The sequence below is a fragment of the Actinomadura sp. WMMB 499 genome (assembly GCF_008824145.1).
GTDB lineage: Bacteria > Actinomycetota > Actinomycetes > Streptosporangiales > Streptosporangiaceae > Spirillospora.
This window is the reverse complement of sequence record NZ_CP044407.1, coordinates 4,177,946-4,193,651: the sequence shown is the minus strand read 5'-3', so window position 1 is coordinate 4,193,651 and position 15,706 is coordinate 4,177,946. Positions and strand designations below refer to the sequence as shown.

At 71.1% G+C, this 15,706-nt stretch carries 14 protein-coding genes and 1 pseudogene; 4 read left to right on the top strand and 11 right to left on the bottom strand.

What is annotated here, in order from left to right; translation table 11 throughout:
* Positions 1–242: 242 nt before the first annotated feature.
* The 6 genes from F7P10_RS18415 to F7P10_RS18390 form a co-directional block, all read right to left on the bottom strand.
* Complete coding sequence (locus F7P10_RS18415; RefSeq protein ID WP_151010464.1) at positions 243–1,373, bottom strand: methyltransferase domain-containing protein; 1,131 nt, start codon at positions 1,371–1,373, stop codon at positions 243–245.
* Positions 1,370–2,335 carry an MvdC/MvdD family ATP grasp protein gene (locus F7P10_RS18410; RefSeq protein ID WP_151010463.1) on the bottom strand — a complete coding sequence of 322 codons (966 nt, stop codon included), beginning with the start codon at positions 2,333–2,335 and terminating at the stop codon, positions 1,370–1,372. The genes F7P10_RS18415 and F7P10_RS18410 overlap by 4 nt, the downstream gene beginning before the upstream one ends.
* 1 nt (position 2,336) lies before the next feature.
* Positions 2,337–2,618, bottom strand: coding sequence for a hypothetical protein (locus F7P10_RS18405; protein WP_151010462.1), 282 nt, complete (start codon positions 2,616–2,618; stop codon positions 2,337–2,339).
* Positions 2,619–2,753: 135 nt separating this feature from the next.
* The gene (locus F7P10_RS18400) at positions 2,754–3,614 is read right to left on the bottom strand and encodes a helix-turn-helix transcriptional regulator (protein ID WP_151010461.1); all 861 of its coding nucleotides are present in this window, start codon (positions 3,612–3,614) and stop codon (positions 2,754–2,756) included.
* Between the two features lie 36 nt (positions 3,615–3,650).
* Positions 3,651–4,169 (bottom strand): DUF6879 family protein, encoded by a 519-nt coding sequence (locus tag F7P10_RS18395; protein WP_254716690.1) that lies wholly within the window; start codon positions 4,167–4,169, stop codon positions 3,651–3,653.
* Positions 4,138–4,401 (bottom strand): hypothetical protein, encoded by a 264-nt coding sequence (locus F7P10_RS18390; RefSeq protein WP_151010460.1) that lies wholly within the window; start codon positions 4,399–4,401, stop codon positions 4,138–4,140. The genes F7P10_RS18395 and F7P10_RS18390 overlap by 32 nt, the downstream gene beginning before the upstream one ends.
* 307 nt (positions 4,402–4,708) lie before the next feature.
* Here F7P10_RS18390 and F7P10_RS18385 point away from each other — a divergent pair, with 307 nt between their 5' ends.
* Together F7P10_RS18385 and F7P10_RS18380 are read left to right on the top strand one after the other, a co-directional pair.
* Positions 4,709–7,960, top strand: coding sequence for an NACHT domain-containing NTPase (locus F7P10_RS18385; protein WP_176611530.1), 3,252 nt, complete (start codon positions 4,709–4,711; stop codon positions 7,958–7,960).
* Between the two features lie 559 nt (positions 7,961–8,519).
* Positions 8,520–8,942 carry a hypothetical protein gene (locus F7P10_RS18380; RefSeq protein WP_151010458.1) on the top strand — a complete coding sequence of 141 codons (423 nt, stop codon included), beginning with the start codon at positions 8,520–8,522 and terminating at the stop codon, positions 8,940–8,942.
* A 69-nt stretch (positions 8,943–9,011) separates the two neighbouring features.
* Here F7P10_RS18380 and F7P10_RS44445 read toward each other — a convergent pair whose 3' ends face one another.
* A complete protein-coding gene (locus F7P10_RS44445; protein WP_254716689.1) occupies positions 9,012–9,293 on the bottom strand; it encodes an alpha/beta fold hydrolase in 282 nt (93 codons plus the stop codon).
* A gap of 76 nt (positions 9,294–9,369) precedes the next feature.
* A pseudogene (locus F7P10_RS44440) lies at positions 9,370–9,582 on the bottom strand (alpha/beta fold hydrolase); the annotation flags it as partial.
* Here F7P10_RS44440 and F7P10_RS18370 point away from each other — a divergent pair.
* Positions 9,505–9,873: a hypothetical protein gene (locus tag F7P10_RS18370; RefSeq protein ID WP_254716688.1), complete on the top strand. Its 369-nt coding sequence runs from the start codon at positions 9,505–9,507 to the stop codon at positions 9,871–9,873. The pseudogene F7P10_RS44440 and the gene F7P10_RS18370 sit on opposite strands and share 78 nt — an antisense overlap.
* Positions 9,874–9,978: 105 nt before the next feature.
* Here the strand turns inward: F7P10_RS18370 and F7P10_RS18365 are convergent, their stop codons facing one another.
* Positions 9,979–12,717, bottom strand: coding sequence for a hypothetical protein (locus F7P10_RS18365; RefSeq protein ID WP_151010456.1), 2,739 nt, complete (start codon positions 12,715–12,717; stop codon positions 9,979–9,981).
* Between the two features lie 625 nt (positions 12,718–13,342).
* Between F7P10_RS18365 and F7P10_RS18360 the strand changes: the two genes are divergently transcribed.
* Positions 13,343–14,308: an alpha/beta hydrolase gene (locus F7P10_RS18360; RefSeq protein WP_151010455.1), complete on the top strand. Its 966-nt coding sequence runs from the start codon at positions 13,343–13,345 to the stop codon at positions 14,306–14,308.
* On the opposite strand, the gene F7P10_RS18355 is transcribed toward F7P10_RS18360, so the two are convergent.
* Both F7P10_RS18355 and F7P10_RS43350 read right to left on the bottom strand, forming a co-directional pair.
* On the bottom strand, positions 14,305–14,997 hold the full coding sequence (locus F7P10_RS18355; RefSeq protein ID WP_151010454.1) for a putative N-acetylmannosamine-6-phosphate 2-epimerase: 693 nt from the start codon (positions 14,995–14,997) through the stop codon (positions 14,305–14,307). The genes F7P10_RS18360 and F7P10_RS18355 overlap by 4 nt on opposite strands.
* Positions 14,994–15,644, bottom strand: a complete 651-nt coding sequence (locus F7P10_RS43350; RefSeq protein WP_254716687.1) for an ROK family protein — start codon at positions 15,642–15,644, stop codon at positions 14,994–14,996. The genes F7P10_RS18355 and F7P10_RS43350 overlap by 4 nt, the downstream gene beginning before the upstream one ends.
* Positions 15,645–15,706: the final 62 nt, after the last annotated feature.

Below are 15,706 nucleotides of genomic sequence, written 5' to 3'. Positions count from 1 at the left end.
GCGGGCCCGTCCGCGCGCCGTCCCGTCCCGTCCCCGCCCGGCACCCCGGAGCCCGCCGCGCCCGGCGCCATCGCCCCGTCTCCGCCCGGCTCCGGTCCCCGCGCCCCGGCCACGCCCTCGCCCCCCTGCCCGCCCCGGCCCGCCGGGAGCCCCGCGGCGGAACTCGGAGCGTCCATGCCCGGCGCGCCCGCTGACGGCTCGGTCGAGGGCGAGCCGGCGTCGGTCCAATTCCGCGGCTCTGCTTACCCGCCGGTCCCGACAAGATTCGTTGGGCGGTCCAGCCACAGGCGGTCGCCCTCGGGAGTGGCGGTAAGGCCGAACCGTTCGACGCCGGGACCGTCGTTGCGGACCCACCACTCGAAGGCGTCCTCCAGTTCGTCCCATAGGTGCCGGTCGCCGTACTGAGTGACTTCGTAGCGGTCGTGTCCGGGCTCCCAGTCGCATGCCGCCCATGGCCCATCGGGGGTACCGATCTCGAAGAGGCACAGTGAGAACGACCCGTCGTCGAAGTGCTTGTCCCAGTACGCCAACCCGGGGGACATGGCGACGGCGGCAAGCCGAAGCCCCTCGCCGGCCTCCCAGACGGTGCGTGGGTCGAGGGTGGTCGCCGTCACCCTTGCTTCGTCCTCGTGGTGGACTCGCCACCGCAGCTCGGCGCGTTGTGAGCGCAGCAGCATGTACCCGCAGGGCCCGTGGAATCGTCCGTAGGCGCCGTCACGGGTCACTGTCAGCCGTGTGAGGAGACCGTGGCCCCGAAGAGGCTGCCACGGCGCCACGATGACCCCGCCGGGACGCGTCTGCTCCACCCAGGTGAAGGGGACCTCTGCGACGGCCGCGGTCACGTGCACGCGATCGTAGGGTTCGTTGTCCGGGGCTCCCGCCAGGCCGTCACCGACGACCACGCGCGGTGCGAAGCCCGCCGCCGCGATGTTGACACGGGCCCGCTCGGCGATCTCGGGATCGACCTCCACGGTGGTGACGTTGCCGTCCCCGACCCGGGCCGACAGGACGGCGGTGGTGTATCCGGTCCCCGTGCCCACCTCGAGAACGCGGTCGTGGTCGCGGGGAGCCAGCAGTTCCAGGCACCGGAAGGCGATGCCGGGGGCGGAGATCGAGCTGGTGGCCATCCCGTCCGCGATCCGCAGCGGATCGCCCCTGCCGTCCTCGCGCTGAGTGATGATCGACGCATCGGAGTAGACGGCGCTCAGCCACTCCTCCGGTCGCGCCCGCCGGTCGATCGAGTAAGGGGCACCCTGCTCGGGGCAGGCCAGCCCGACATCCGGCACGAAGACCTCGCGCGGTGCCGCCCGTATCACCTCCCGCCACTGCCGGCCGATGCCCAGGGAGGCGGCCAGGTCCTCGGCGCGGCTCATGTGCCACTCTCCAGTAGATCAGCCATGGCGGAGTAGATCGGGAGGCCGGTCGCGTCGGCGAGCCAGCCGAACTCGCCCCGCTGGTTCACTTCGAGGAACACCCATCGGCCCGAGGTGTCTTGGATCAGGTCGAATGCGCCGTACGACAGTCCGAGGCGCGCCATCAGAACCAGGAGCTTGGCCCGAAGATTGGACGGCAGAAGGAGGACGCTGTAGGAGAGGGCGTCGTAGTCCGACCGCCAGTCCTCCCGCGCCGCTTCGCCGACGGCGTCGATCCGGACCGCGAACACCTGGTCACCGACCACGGTCACGCGTGCCTCGAACGCCTTCGGGACGCGCTCCTGAAGAAGCTGGGCGGTCCGCCCGAACGCCGGATCGAGGAGACTCTCCAGATCGGTGACCGGCGCGGTGTACAGAATGCGGACCTGCCCTTCGTCTGCGTGGACGACCCCGTCCAAGGGCTTGTACACGATCGGTCGCCCCAGCTCCCCGGCCCACTCGTAGGCGGTGCACGGGTCGGAGGTGATCAAGGTTTCCGGAACCGTCAACCCGACCCGTGCCGCCTCGGAGAGCTGGAAGGGCTTGTACTCGCACCGTGCCGCTGCCATCGTGTCGTTGACCCACAGGCAGTCGCTCAGCGCGGTCAGCACGCCACCGAACCCCCGGCGTGCCTCCCCGTACGCGAACGCGCGCTCGGGGGCGGACATGCGCTCGTCCATCACGAACGGGGTGGCTCCGCGCTGCCACACCGCGCTGACGTCCGCCAGCTCGACGTCGAGTCCGGCCCGGTCGCTGATCCTTCCCGACCAGGAGGCCGAAGCGTTCAGACGGGCCCCCATCGACAGCCGGGTGGGAAAGGCCGACGGATTCACCTGGGCAACCGCTGTTCCGCGTTCGCGCAGCTCGGCGGAGACCCGTTCGACGACCTTGTCGCCGTCACGGGCAAGCATCAGTACCGTCAAGTCAGTCCTTGCCCTTGTCCTCGGGGTTCTGGCTGTCACCCTGGCCACCGGTGGTGTAGTCGGAGGTGCCCTTCTCGTGCTTGCCCGCACGGGGCCGCACCAGGAACCGCAGCCCCCAGGGGCGCGCCCGAGTCGCGGCGGCGTCCATTTTGGACGCCATGTCCAAGCCGGGGTCCATGGGGAAGATGTCCCCGACACGGAATGCCAGCCCGCGCGACTCGCCGTCCGGCGAGTGCGTCACGAGGTCGAGCGCGTGAGGGCGCTCGTCCGCCTGCGTGGTCATAGATCGTCCACCCTTCCGAAACGCTTTGGCGCCGATCGGCACTCTCAGTGGAGAGCATGTGACCCGAGAGTGACGGTTCGCGTGGGGGCCGGTCCAGGAAGTTGCGCGTTGTTGCGCCCCGATGAGCCCGGCGGTTCAGGCGCCCTCGAACACGTCCAAGGTCCGGGCGATCAGTTTTCGGGCCTCGGCGCCGTGGACGGCCAGCGCGGACAGCTCGTCGAAAGCCTTGAAGTAGGTGGTCAGCTCACTCGGCGAGGTGACGGTGACGTTGGCGGTCAGCAACTCCACGTGAACCTGCGCGGTGTCGTAGACGGTGAAGCCTTCCACCGCCCACATCGGGCGGCGTGCCGAAGCCGGGATGATGCCCAGGGACACCGAAGGCAGTGTCATCGCCTCGAGCAGGTGACGGAGCTGGCCCGCCATCACCTCGGAACTCCCGACCGAGTACTCCAGGACGCACTGCTCGACGATGAACGCGAACGTGTGACCGCTGGTCGTCAGCACGCGGCGGCGGCGCAGCCGCGCGGCGACCGCCTCGTCCACATCGTTGCGGATGCCCCGGAACTCGGTGATCGAGGTCAGGAGAGAGCGGGCGTACTCGGCCGTCTGGAACAGTCCGGGCACGACCCACGGCTGATACACCCGCATCCAGCGGGTCCGCTCGTAGAGCGGGAGATAGGACTCCTGCAGGCGCCGCAGGCCGGTCGGTTGCAGTCGCCGCCACTCGACGTAGGCGCCTTCCAGGATCCGCAAGGACGCGAGGAGATCGTCGGTGCGCTCGTCGGCACCGCAGGCCGAGCACCAGGCGCGGATGTCGGCCCGGGTGACCGGCTGGACGGCCTTCTCGATGCGGCTGACCTTTGACTTGTGCCAGCCGACGGTGGCCGCCAACTCCACACCGCTTAGTTCGGCGTCCTGGCGCAGCTCCCTCAACCGGGCGGCGAGCGCCTGGCGGGCCGCCTGGACGCTGGACGAGGGAGAAGGTGACGACGGCATGGTGACGATCAACTCCGATCTACGCGCGGGCGCAGGTCAGGAGAGTTCGTACTCGCGGTGGTCGACCGCCCGTTGCCACACCGCGGCGAAGGCCGACGCGCACAGCTCGATGACCGCCGGCTCGTCGGTCAGCTCGTCCACGATGTGCTCGCCGTCACCGCCGAAGTGATGGAAACGGATCAGGCGCTCGTCGAAAAGCCAGAAGTCGTTGCCGGGCAGAGCGAGATCGGACGCGTTCCGCCTCGGCAGCCAGCGGACCTGTTCGCCGGCCGCGAGATTCATCGACTCCGTCACCGCATGCTCGAAGCGGATGTACGGCGTCACGGGCTCCGAGACGATTCTCGCCCGTCGCACGCTCACCCCCCGCGCGACCGCCGGGGCGATCAGCGCATGCCAGCGACGCTCGCGGTCCGTGCGGTCATAGGCCGGACCACCGGTGAACGCGATGAAGGAGGGATCGGAAGGCACATAGGTGTCGCGCATCTCCAGGTGGAGCGCTTGCGACACGCAACCGCCGATCAACTCATCGAAGTCCGTCAGCTCCAGCGTCCGCACCGTCCGCCTCCATCAACGCTCGCAGGAGAGCCGCCCGCATCCGTGCGGGAATGCGCCCCACGATCTCATCCGGGCCGAGGGGACTGAGCCCGTCGACCTCGGCCAACTCGCTCTCGGACGTCACCCGCGGCCCTTGGAACAGCAGATCGCCGGCGGTCTCCTCCACCATGATCGCGGGGCAGTGCCCACCATCGGTATCGGGATCGATTACGAGCAACCGCAGAGTGGCCATCGAGACCTCCAGCCCAGGGTCGCGCGCAGCCGCGCGCTGTATCGACTCTGTCCGGCCGTTCGCCAGTGGTCAAGTGCCCACCGAGAGTGACTTTCGGGCTTCCGTAGCGGTCTGCGCTCAAGAGCACCCGGTCGGGGAGGGAGGCGAGGCTGCGGTGCCTGGGTCGGGTGTGATAGCCGAGATCCGGGGCCGCTTCGGGGAGCGTCGCCCCTGGAAACGGCCCGGACGATCCGGGCTTGGGCGCCGACCTCGGGCCTCATCCGGACATCGGCTGACGCCGCCCGCAGACCGCTCGATACTGGGCACCATGTCTCTCGAAGTCGCCGCGATGCGGGTCGGCGCATCGGTGGCGAACCTCGCCGTCGGCCGCTGGCTCGCGAGCCGCTCCGCCCGGGACGGCGCAGGCAAGGAACTCACCGAGCTGATCAAGACCGGGCTTCCCGACGAACTGCGGCGCCGCAGCGCCAACCGGCAGATCGAGGGCATCGCCGACTCCGTCACCGAGCGGCTCCTCAAGTTCGCCGGACACGAGTTCCGCGGCCTGACCGGCGGCGACCGCGAGGCCGCACTGCACCAGATCGTCCTCACCCTCGAGCGCGCGGACCTCTCGGACGACGCATGGTTCGCCGTCGACATGGACCCGGTGAAGCTGTCGCGGGGCCTCCGCACCCGCCTGTCCGCCCGGAAGGCCGAGTTCGAACTGGGCGAGGCGGGAGCCCGCCTCTACGAGGTGGCGCTGGACGAGTGCTGCGACTGCCTCGCCCGCATCATCGTCCACCTCGCGCAGTTCGGCCCCCGCGCGTCCGTCGAGACGCTGTCCCGGCTGACCGACCTGTCGTCGCAGCTGAACGCCGTCCTGTCCCGCCTGCCCGTGCGCACGCTCACGGCGCCAGAGGGGGAGTCGGAGGACGAGGAGTTCACCCGCCTCTACCTGTCGTCCCTCAGCGAGAACTTGGACACGCTCGAACTTCTCGGCGTCCGCTTCGAACGCTTCACCCGCCCCCAGACGACACTCAGCGTCGCCTACATCAGCCTGAACGTCTCCCAGGAGAACTCACGGCGCCGGTCGAAGCCCGAGGCGATACCGATCAGCGAATGGCGCGGCGAGCATCCCCTGGCCGCCGACCGGGTCGAGTCGGTGCTCGCCGACCGCCACCTGACGCTCGTCCGCGGCGAAGCGGGCGGCGGCAAGAGCACGCTGCTGCGCTGGCTCGCCGTGACGGCGGCGCGGGGCGCGTTCACCGGCCCGCTCGCGGAGTGGAACGGCTGCGTCCCGTTCATGATCAAGCTGCGCAGCCACCCCGAAGGGCCGCTGCCCCGTCCCGAGGAGTACCTCGATGATGTCGCGGGATCGCTCGCCGGGCTCATGCCGCGCGGCTGGGCGCATCGCCGCCTGCTGTCGGGCCGCGCCGTCCTGCTCGTGGACGGCGTGGACGAGGTCCCTCCCGCACGGCGCCAGGCCGTCCGAACGTGGCTGAAGGAGATCGTCAACGAGTTCCGCGGCATCCGGATCATCGTCACGTCCCGCCCGGCCGCCGCCGGCGCGGACTGGCTGCGCGCCGAAGGTTTCACCACCACGTTCCTCGAACCGCTCTCCCCGTCCGACGTTCGCGCCCTGGTCGACCACTGGCACGACGCCGTCCGCGACTGCGACGGCCTGCCCTGCGCGCCCGAACGCCTCCCCGGCTACAAGGCACGGCTGCTCAGCCGCCTCGAAGCCGCACCGCACCTGCGCGGGCTCGCCTCCAACCCGCTGCTCGCCGCGATGCTGTGCGCCCTCAACCTGGACCGGGAAGCCCTTCCCCGGAACCGCATGGACCTCTACGGCGCTGCCCTCGGCATGCTGCTGGAGACACGAGACACCAAACGCGGCCTCTCGAGCACCCTCGAACGCGACCAGAAGATCCGCGTTTTGCAGGACATCGCCTGGCACCTGTCCACGAGCAACCGCGTCGAGCTTCCGAAGCCGATGGTGGAACGCCTCGTCGCGAACCGTCTCGCCACCATGCCGCGGGTCGAAGCCGCACCCGGCGTCGTCCTGGACGAGCTGCTCCAGCGCAGCGGCGTCATCCGCGAGCCGGTGCCCGGACGGATCGACTTCGTCCACCGCACCGTCCAGGAGTACCTCACCGCGAAGCAGGCCGCCGACCTCGGCGACATGGACCTGCTCGTCCGGCACGCCCACCGGGACACGTGGCGCGAAACCATCATCATGGCCGCGGGCCACGCCAACGAACCCCTCTGCCGCGAACTCCTCACCGGCATCCTCGACCGCGCCCGCACCGAGCGCCGCACCCGCCGAGCCTTGAAGCTCCTGAGCGTGGCCTGCCTGGAGACCGTCCCGTCTATCCCCGAGGATCTGCGCGCCGAACTGGACCGGTGCCTCGACGAGCTGGTCCCGCCCCGCAACGAGGCCACGGCCCGCTCCCTCGCCACCGCGGGCCCGCCGGTTCTTGCCCGACTGCCGAGGGACCTGATGTCCCTCTCGGAAGCGGCAGCGGCGGCCGTCATCCAGACCGCATGGCTGATCAATGGCCCCGAAGCACTCACCGCGCTCTCCCGCTTCGCGAACGACCCCCGATCGGTTGTGCAGGAGGAATTGCTCCGGGCTTGGGACTATTTTGATCCCCGGGAATTTGCCGATCGTGTTCTCTCTCCGATGGCAGATGCTGGTGCACTTATCGAAATAATTCGTTCGCCTGAAAAGCTTGCCACCCTGGACGTATTGCCCGCACTTTCGCGTCTGTATATCATCTTTAACCAGTCAGTCGACTTCAATCTTCTCCGCCGGCATGCCACAACGCTGCGGGAACTCACCCTAATGAGGGTCGCCGGGGCCGGTCCTGCTGACCTGCCTGACATGCCGAACCTTAAGAGCCTTGTTCTTGAGTATCGAGGGATGTGTGACGTGAAGTTCCTGGACAATTTCCCGGAACTTGAAGGCATTTGGCTGTCGGGCTGCGATAGAGTTATTGATTTCACTCCACTGCGACGCCATGTCGGCCTGCGGAAGCTGGCATTGCATGGTGGTCGCAACTTGGTGAGCTTCGAAGAGCTCCCGTCGCTGCGTAACCTAAGGGCGCTGGGGTTGAATGAATCACGGCTAGAGTGTGGACTTGCCGAGCTGGTAGAGGGCGCTCCCGATCTCGAGCGCCTCTACTTGCATAACTGTGAGTGGGTAGATAATCTCACCGCGCTGGCTAATGTTCCTCTGTATCAACTCGAATTGAACGGATGTTCTCGGCTGCAAGATATCGGTCCACTTGGTCAAATGAACGACGTGACCGTGCTTAATCTTAGTCGAACTCCCATTAGGGACGTGACGCCCTTGGTGGATGTATCGACATTGTGTAGTGTTTCCTTGGACGGCTGCATGCGCATCTCGGATATCAGTTCTCTTGCATCCTTGCCGAATCTGATCCACCTCTCCATTCGAGAAGTGCGGCCGGATATCGACCTGGCGCCTCTCGCGGCGAATCGCAACCTCCGCGTGACGATCGCCCCCGGCCAGAAGGTGCGAGGCGCGGAGAAACTGGGGCGTCGGCTGCAGGTCCGGTGAACCCTCCACACACTCCTGTCGGCGCTGCGAGTCATGCAGGAAGCGCACCGCCCCATCCGCCAGCGCCCGATGCACTCGGACGGGTGTGCAGCGTCTCCTTTATTCGCCGGGATGTGGTTTTCTGATCAAGTCCCGCCGAGTGACGTTTCTCGCGGTGGTCTTGGCTCTCCCCGCGGCGCAGGGCTCCCGGACCCGCGCCCCCGCCAGCGGGCTTCGGCTGCGCGGCGGACGTCGGCTGGCACGGAATGGGCTGTGATGGAGATACGTCCCGTGGTGAGCGCTGATCGTCCTGCGGTCGCCAGGGTGGTGGAGGCTCGCTCTGCCGGGCTGAAGCGGCGAGGGCTGCCGAGCTGGCGGAGCGCGCTGGACGACTTAGTCGTCCAGCGCGACAACGCAGCTGGGGACGTGTGGTCCTGGAGGACGACAAGCGCGATATCCCCGTGTAGACCGGCAAACGATCACACGGTTAGCATGATCACCGCGGCGGTGCCGCAGCAGCGTCTCCCAGCCACGACGACCGAGAGGACCTGCGCCGGGCCGTCCCGAGCGCCTTACGCACATGAAGCACATCCCGAGAACCGCCACCGTCCTCACCATCGGTGCGGCCACCCTGTTCACGCTGACCGCATGCTCCGGAGGCGGCCACAGCGGCACCTACTTCGACGACGGGCGCAGCGCGCCCATCGGCCGCCTCATCATCGACGGCGACGACGTCACCTACGAGTCGTTCAGGTGTGCGGGCGGCTCCGAGAGCAGCAAGAAGAGCCAGGGCGTGTTCAACGAGGACGGGAACCTCATCACGTGGACGCAGGAGGGCCGTTTCGTGCGCTCGGACCCGTTCACGGCGACCTCCGACGGCGACGTCGTGACGTTGGGTGAGACTCCCTTCATGAAGGAAGGCAGCGATGCCGCGCAGGAGTTGATCGACGACTTCGAGCAGCTCTGCACAGGGCGGGACGGCGACTGGCAGAGCCCGCTCTAGCGCCGCGGTCACCTCTGTCCCGGTCCGGGGCCGAGGCCGGGTGCCCCGGCCAAAGGACCCGTCCGGCCCCTAAAGGCCGTTGAGGAACGCGGCGATGCCGGCGGGGTGCTCGCCGTTGATCGCGTGCGAGGCCTCCGGGTAGACCTTGACCGTCCCGGTCCGGAGGGCGCGCTCGGCGACCTCGCGGGACGCGTCCACGTCGTGCATCACCGACCGTCCGGCGAGGATCGCCAGCACGGGCATCTCCAGGCGGCGCAGCGCGTCCTCGCCGATGCGAGAGGGCTGGGGCAGGTGCGGCGTGTAGCTCTCCATCCCGGCGTCGATCACCGCGGCGACCGGCTCGTCCTTCACGGGGGCGCCCGCCCGCGACGTAGGAGTTGAACGAGTCGCGCCAGGACTCGGGCAGCCAGGGCACGGACGCCGGGACGGCGCGGACCGCCGTGCCGAGCGGGATGCCGGAGAACGTCTGGACCGGGTCCAGCAGCGTCAGGCTTGCGACGTGCCGGGGCCGGTGGACGGCGAGGTTGGCGGCCGTCCACCCGCCGATCGACAGCCCGACCATGTGGAAGCACTCCTCCGGCAGGCGCGCGAGGAGCCGGTCCAGCCACTCCGCCTGGTCGGCGGCGGAGGTGACCGGCACCTCCTGCAGGCGCCCGGGACATCCAGGCACTTCTCCGGAGCAATCATCGAGGTGCTGCTCGAACACGGCCGTCCGGAGCCGGAGGCCCGCTGGGGTCCGCTCGCCGAGATCCTCCACGGGGCGCGCGAGGCCCGCGGTCTCGGTCCGGGGCCGGACACGCGCACGCCGGCGATCATCGTCGGCGGCGCGATCGACGGGATCGTCGACGAGCGGCTGCACGACCCCGGTTACGACGCCGAGGCCGCGGCCGGATCGCTCGTCGCGATGCTGGAACCCGCCCTGTTCGCCTGACGCACCTTCGAGCCGACACGGACGGTTCGTCACGACCGGTCCGCGAAGGGCCTCGCGCCCACCGCCGTGGGGCGGTGGGGGCGAGGCCGGGCCGGGCGGCGCGCGTCAGGCGCGCTCGCCGCCCTCGCGGTGCCGGTCGCCGGGGACGATCTGGCGGCGGGTGCTGTCGGCCTGCTCCTGGATCGCGGCCAGGACGGGGGCGGGGAGGTGCCGGGCACGGAAGTGGCCGACCATGCGGTCGAGGGTGTCGCCGGCGGCGGTGTGGTCCCCGGCCTTGGCGTGGACGGTCGCCAGGCGGCGCATGGCGGCGTTGAGGGTGATGCCGTTGAGCCCCTCCGGGCCGGTCGAGGCGTCGACGGCGGCGGTCAGCTGGGTGATGGCGTCCTTGGTGTCGGGCTGCCGCACGTGGATGCGGCCGTCGCGGACGTGCTGGTAGTGGCGGCCGGCGTTGGCGCCCTGGGCGAGGCGGGAGTAGACGGCCAGGGGGTGGTCGGGGAAGCGGTCCGACAGCTCGGTCAGGTCGGCGTTGCCCGACTGCAGGGCGGGCGAGTCCGAACCCAGCAGCGCCATCAGGTTGCCGGCCTGGTCGCTCATGAGCAGTTCACCGGCGTCCTGGTCGTCGGCGTTGCGCGGCAACCGGATCCGGACGGTCAGGTCGGGCGAGACCACGCGCGATCCGTCCGGCGCGATGTACAGGGCGCGGACGGTGTAGAGACCGGGGTCGGTGAAGTACTGGCCGTCGGCGCCCGATCCCAGGTAGGCCGACTCGTACAGGGCGGGCCGGTCGGCGGTCAGGGTGGTCAGGGAGTCCTCGCCGTGCCCGCCGCACTGGCGGGCCAGCGGCCGGAACAGCCGGGTGGCGCCGGAGGGGGCGGTGATGGCGACGGTGACGTACTCGCTCTTGGGCGACAGGTCGCGGTGCACGGCGACGTCACGGCCGTCGCGGGCGAGCTTGATCTCGACGGTGACCGGCTCGCCGTAGGCGAACGGGCGGGCCGACAGGGTGAGGGCCAGTCCGGAGTCGTCGACGTGCGGGGTGTTCATCGCGGCCAGCGCGGCGTCCTGGGCGTTGTAGGCGGCGCTGCCGTGCGCGGCCCAGTCGGCGCCGCCGGGGATGATGTCGTTGCGGTGGGCGTGCCGCAGGTGGGCGAGTTCGTCGGCGGTGAAGGTGAACGGGAACCGGCTCCAGTAGGCGTCCCAGCCGCTGCCGTTCTCGCCCCTGTACATGTTCCAGTACTGCATCCAGGACAGGTCGCCGCGGCCGCCGTCGGGACCGAGCCGGGCCCCGGCCAGGTGCTTCTCCCACGAGTGCAGCAGGTTGAAGCAGTGGCCGAGTTCGTGCACGTAGAGGCCCAGCTGGAAGTAGCCGGCCTCGTTGCGGATCTGGTCGTGGAAGACGGCCATGCCCTGCCGGTGCCTGCCGTGCTGGACGTCGAACATGACGCCCGTGTGCCCGTTGACGTGCAGGTTCGCCACGAACGCCCACAGCTTCCACTGCGCGGTCTCGGCGTGGCCGGAGAAGTTGTTGACCATCGCGGTGTGCAGTTCGGAGTCCGACCATCTGAGGTCGGCGCCGGAGTCGGCGGTGCCGACCTCGTTGACCGCGCCCGCCGCGCGCAACTCGATGCCCGCTTCGGCGAAGGCGGACGCGATGGTCAGCCGCCGGTCGACGTACTCGGGCGGTCCCGCCGCGTCGGCGGTGTCGTAGGAGGCCAGCGCGGCCCGTCCGGCCATCGCGTCGACCTCCAGGTCGACGGTGCGCAGGTGCGCCGATTCGTAGGGCAGGGAGTAGGTGCAGACGTTGCCGTCGTCGAAGCTCAACTCCAGCCGCATGGCGGGGGCGGCGGCGGCCTCCGTCACCCGCGGGACGGTGATCTTGGCGGTGCAGCCCGTCCAGCCCGGTTTCCACTGCGCCCTGCCGGTGACGGTCACCTCGGTGGTCGAGGCGGCGATGGCCGGTGCGGTGACGCGCCAGGAGTACAGGTGGCTCCGGGTCGCGCCGCTGATCTGCTCGACGTCCCCGCTGAACTGCCGCGTCGCGCCGATGCCGTCCAGATCGAGGCGCACGGTGATCGGGTTGGGCGCGGCCGGGGTGGCCCAGCGGCCCACGACCGGCCTGTACTGGGTGGTGTAGGGCGCGGGCAGTCGCGCCACCTCGGGCATCAGCGTGGTGAGCGGGCCGGTCCTCTCCGGACCGGTGTTCCAGTTGAACACGCACCCGTTGCCGCCCTTGATCAGCAGGCTGCGCTTGGCGCCCGACACGCTCGGCAGCGGCAGGACGTGGTCGTAGTCCCGCAGCCATTCGGCCGGCAGCCTCGCCCACCCCGCGGTGGGCTGCGCGCCGTCGTAGATCCGGCACTCCCGCGTGCAGCCGCGGTTCCAGTCGATGGTGGCGACCCGGTCGTTCTTGAACACGTAGGTCGTCCACGACGGCGACTCGGCCGTCGAGTCCATCAGCAGCGCGTCCACGCCGTCGCGGTAGCCGGCGGGCAGCATCGTCTCCCAGGCCGGGTGGCCGTCGGCGTGCTTGAGCTGCGTGACCGGCCCCTCGCTGCGGACCTTGGTGTCCCAGTGGTACCAGCACGCCCGGTCGCCCTTGAACAGCAGCATCTGCCAGGACCCGCCGGTCATCGGCAGCATCAGCGCGCCCTCGCAGGCGCTCTTGTACGGCTCCGGAATACCGTTCAGCTTCCCGCTGTGAATGGTGGTGGCGCCGATCGGCCCATTGTGGTCCAGGCTCGCCGCGCTCGTCTGCGCCATTTGATCACCGCGCAGGAACATCGCCTTCCACGACCCCGTCGGCAGCACCAGCGCCGAGTTGTATCCGGTGTTCTTGATCCGCATGAACCCCACGATGACCAGCCCCCTTGCTGTGTCTCCGGTTTCCGTCGAACCGGCTCCACGCACTTTCCCCCCGCACTGTCGGAGGGGCAACCCGTTCGCGATACCGCCACGACAACGGACCGAAATACACGAAACCCAAAACCGGTCGCATGCCCGGACGGGAACGGCCGGCCGGGCAGCCGTTGAAGCGATTCGGCCGCCACGGTGAAAAACTCAGACCATTCGACCGGCGCGATGCCGGTGGGCCGACGCGACGCGAAAACCGGGCCGCCGCCCGTCCGCACATCCGAAATAATCGCCCGGTCGCGCTGAGTGATGTTCTGATGTCTCGATGCGACCCGAATGCGAAGTTGTGGGGCGTCTGTCGGCTGGAGTGAGCCGCAGGGCCGGCCGCCGAGGCGCGCCCACCACGCGACCGGCATCGGCCAACGGCAGGCCGGACCGCACTCGCGCCTGACGGTTCCACCTTCACCGCGCCGGGCGGGGGCGCCCCCAGGGGCGTTGCGCACGGGTGGGATCCACCCGGTCGGCTGGCGGCGCGGCACGGTCCCGCCGTCGTGCGCTGGTGCGCGAGTCCGCTCGGGGTGACGTAGGATGTCCTACCTCTAGCGGATTGGGGGTCCTTGTGACGGTTCGCGGGTCTGGTTCCGAGGGGTTCGATGCGGGCATCGCCGAGTGGCTGCGGCGGCGCGCCCTCGATCCGACGGCCGCCGACGCGTCCGTCGAGGGGGCGCGGCGGCACTCGGTCGCGGTGAACGACCGGTCGCGCGCGCTGCTCGCCGACCCGTTCGTCCCGGCGGACGAGCGCGACGAGCGGGTGGACGCGCCGCACGGGCCCGTCCGGGTCCGCGTGACCGAGCCGGTGGACCGCGAGCCCGGCGCGACGATCCTGTTCTTCCACGGCGGCGGCTGGATCGCCGGGGACATGCGCACCCACCTCCAGCACATGCGCCGTCTCGCCGCCGGGACGCGCCGGACGGTCGTCGGCGTCGACTACCGCCTCGCCCCCGAGCACCCGTACCCGGCCGCGTTCGACGACTGCCTGGCCGCGACCCTGCACGCCGCCCGGACGGCCGGGCCGGACGAGCGGATCGCCGTCGCCGGGGACAGCGCGGGCGCGCAACTCGCGGCGTCGGTCGCCATCGCCTGCCGGGACGCCCGCGTGCCCCTCGCGGGCCAGCTCCTCATCGTGCCGGTCACCGACGTCGCGGGCGGCTACGCCGGTCCGGACACCGACGCCCGGTACCCGTCCCGCGCCGAGCGGGCCGAGGGGTACGGGCTGACCCGCGAGGGGATGCGGTGGTTCGCGGAGCTGTACGCGCCGCCCGGCGAGGACTGGCGGGCGTCGCCGCTGCGGGCGCCCGACCTGTCCGGCGTCGCGCCCGCGATCGTCCACACTGCCGGGTACGACCCGCTGCGCGACGAGGGGAACGCGTACGCGGCGGCGCTGCGGGCCGCCAGGGTCCGCGTGGTCCACCGCGAGTGGACCACGCTCAACCATGGGTTCTTCGGCCTCGGCGGGGTGTCGGCCGCCGCCGAGCGGGCCGCCCGGCGGGCGGTCGCCGACCTGCGCGGCCTGCTCGACGGCTAGGACGACGCGACGGCGGCGGCGAACCGGGACGTGATCCACCGCGGGTCCGTGATGGCCGTTCCGACGACCACCGCCGTCGCGCCCGCCGCGATGGCCGCCGCGGCGGCGTCCGGCGAGTGGTAGCGGCCCTCGGCGACGATCGTCGCCCCGGGCAGCGCGGCGCGGAGCGCGCGGACGAGACCGATGTCCGGGCCGTCCGGGACCGGGCCGGGACCGGTGTAGCCGGAGAGGGTGGTGGCGACGGCGTCCGCGCCCGCCTCCGCCGCCGCGACGCCCTCCTCCAGGGTCGCGACGTCCGCCATGAACAGCGCGCCCGCGCCGTGCACCGCCGCGATCGAGTCGGCCACCGGGCGCCCGTCCGGGCGGGGCCGGAACGTGGCGTCGGCCGCGACGACGGCCGCACCGGCCGCGACCACCGCGCGGGCCGCCGCGACGGTCGGCGTGATGAACACGCCGTCCGTCCCGTCCTTGGTGAGGCCGACGACGGGCACGGCGACCGCGCCCGCGATGGCGGCGACGTCCGCGGTGCCGCCGACGCCGCCGCAGCGGACCGCCGCCGCGCCGCCCGCCTCGGCGGCGCGCGCCGACCGGACGAGCGCCGCCGTGTCCCGCAGCGGATGCCCGTGCCCGGCCTGGCACGACACGATCAACCTGCCGCGGACGAGCGCGGCGAACTCCTCGGACGTCATCGGGTGCTTCCTTCCGGTGCGGACTTCGCGAGCAGTGCGGCGCCGACGAGCGGCGCGTCGGTGCCGAGGCGGGCGGCCAGGATCGGGACGTCGCGCAGCGGCGGCAGCGCCTCCGCCCGGAACGTCGCGGCGACCGCGCCGAGGAACGGCGCGCCGAGCTGCGCGACGCCGCCGCCGACCACGACGGCGTCCGGGTCCAGGACGGCGAGGAGCCCGGCGAGCGCGCGGCCGAGCAGCGCCCCGGCCCGGCCGGGGTCACCGGTCGCCGCGATGGCGGGACCGGAGACCGCGGCCTCCAGATGGTCGTGCCGCCCGCAGCCGCACGGCACCGGCCCCCGTTCGGGAACGAGCAGGTGCGCGAGTTCCCCCGCGGTGCCGTGCGCCCCGGCGTCGAGCCGCCCGCCGGTGGTCAGCGCGCCGCCGACGCCCGTCCCGACCGACACGTGCAGCACGCGATGGAATCCCGCGCCCGCGCCCCGCCGGGCCTCACCGAGCCCCATCGCCCGGACGTCGTTGGCGACCGCGACCGGCAGCCCGGTGAGCCCCGCGAGGGTGTCCCGCACCGGCGTCCCCGACCAGCCCGGCAGCACGTCCGTGGCCGCCACGACCCGCCCGGTCTCCGGATCGACGACCCCGGGCGCCCCCACCCCGACCGCCCGGACCCCCAGCGCGCGCAGGCCCCCGCCCGCGCCGGCCGGGGGACGGTCGC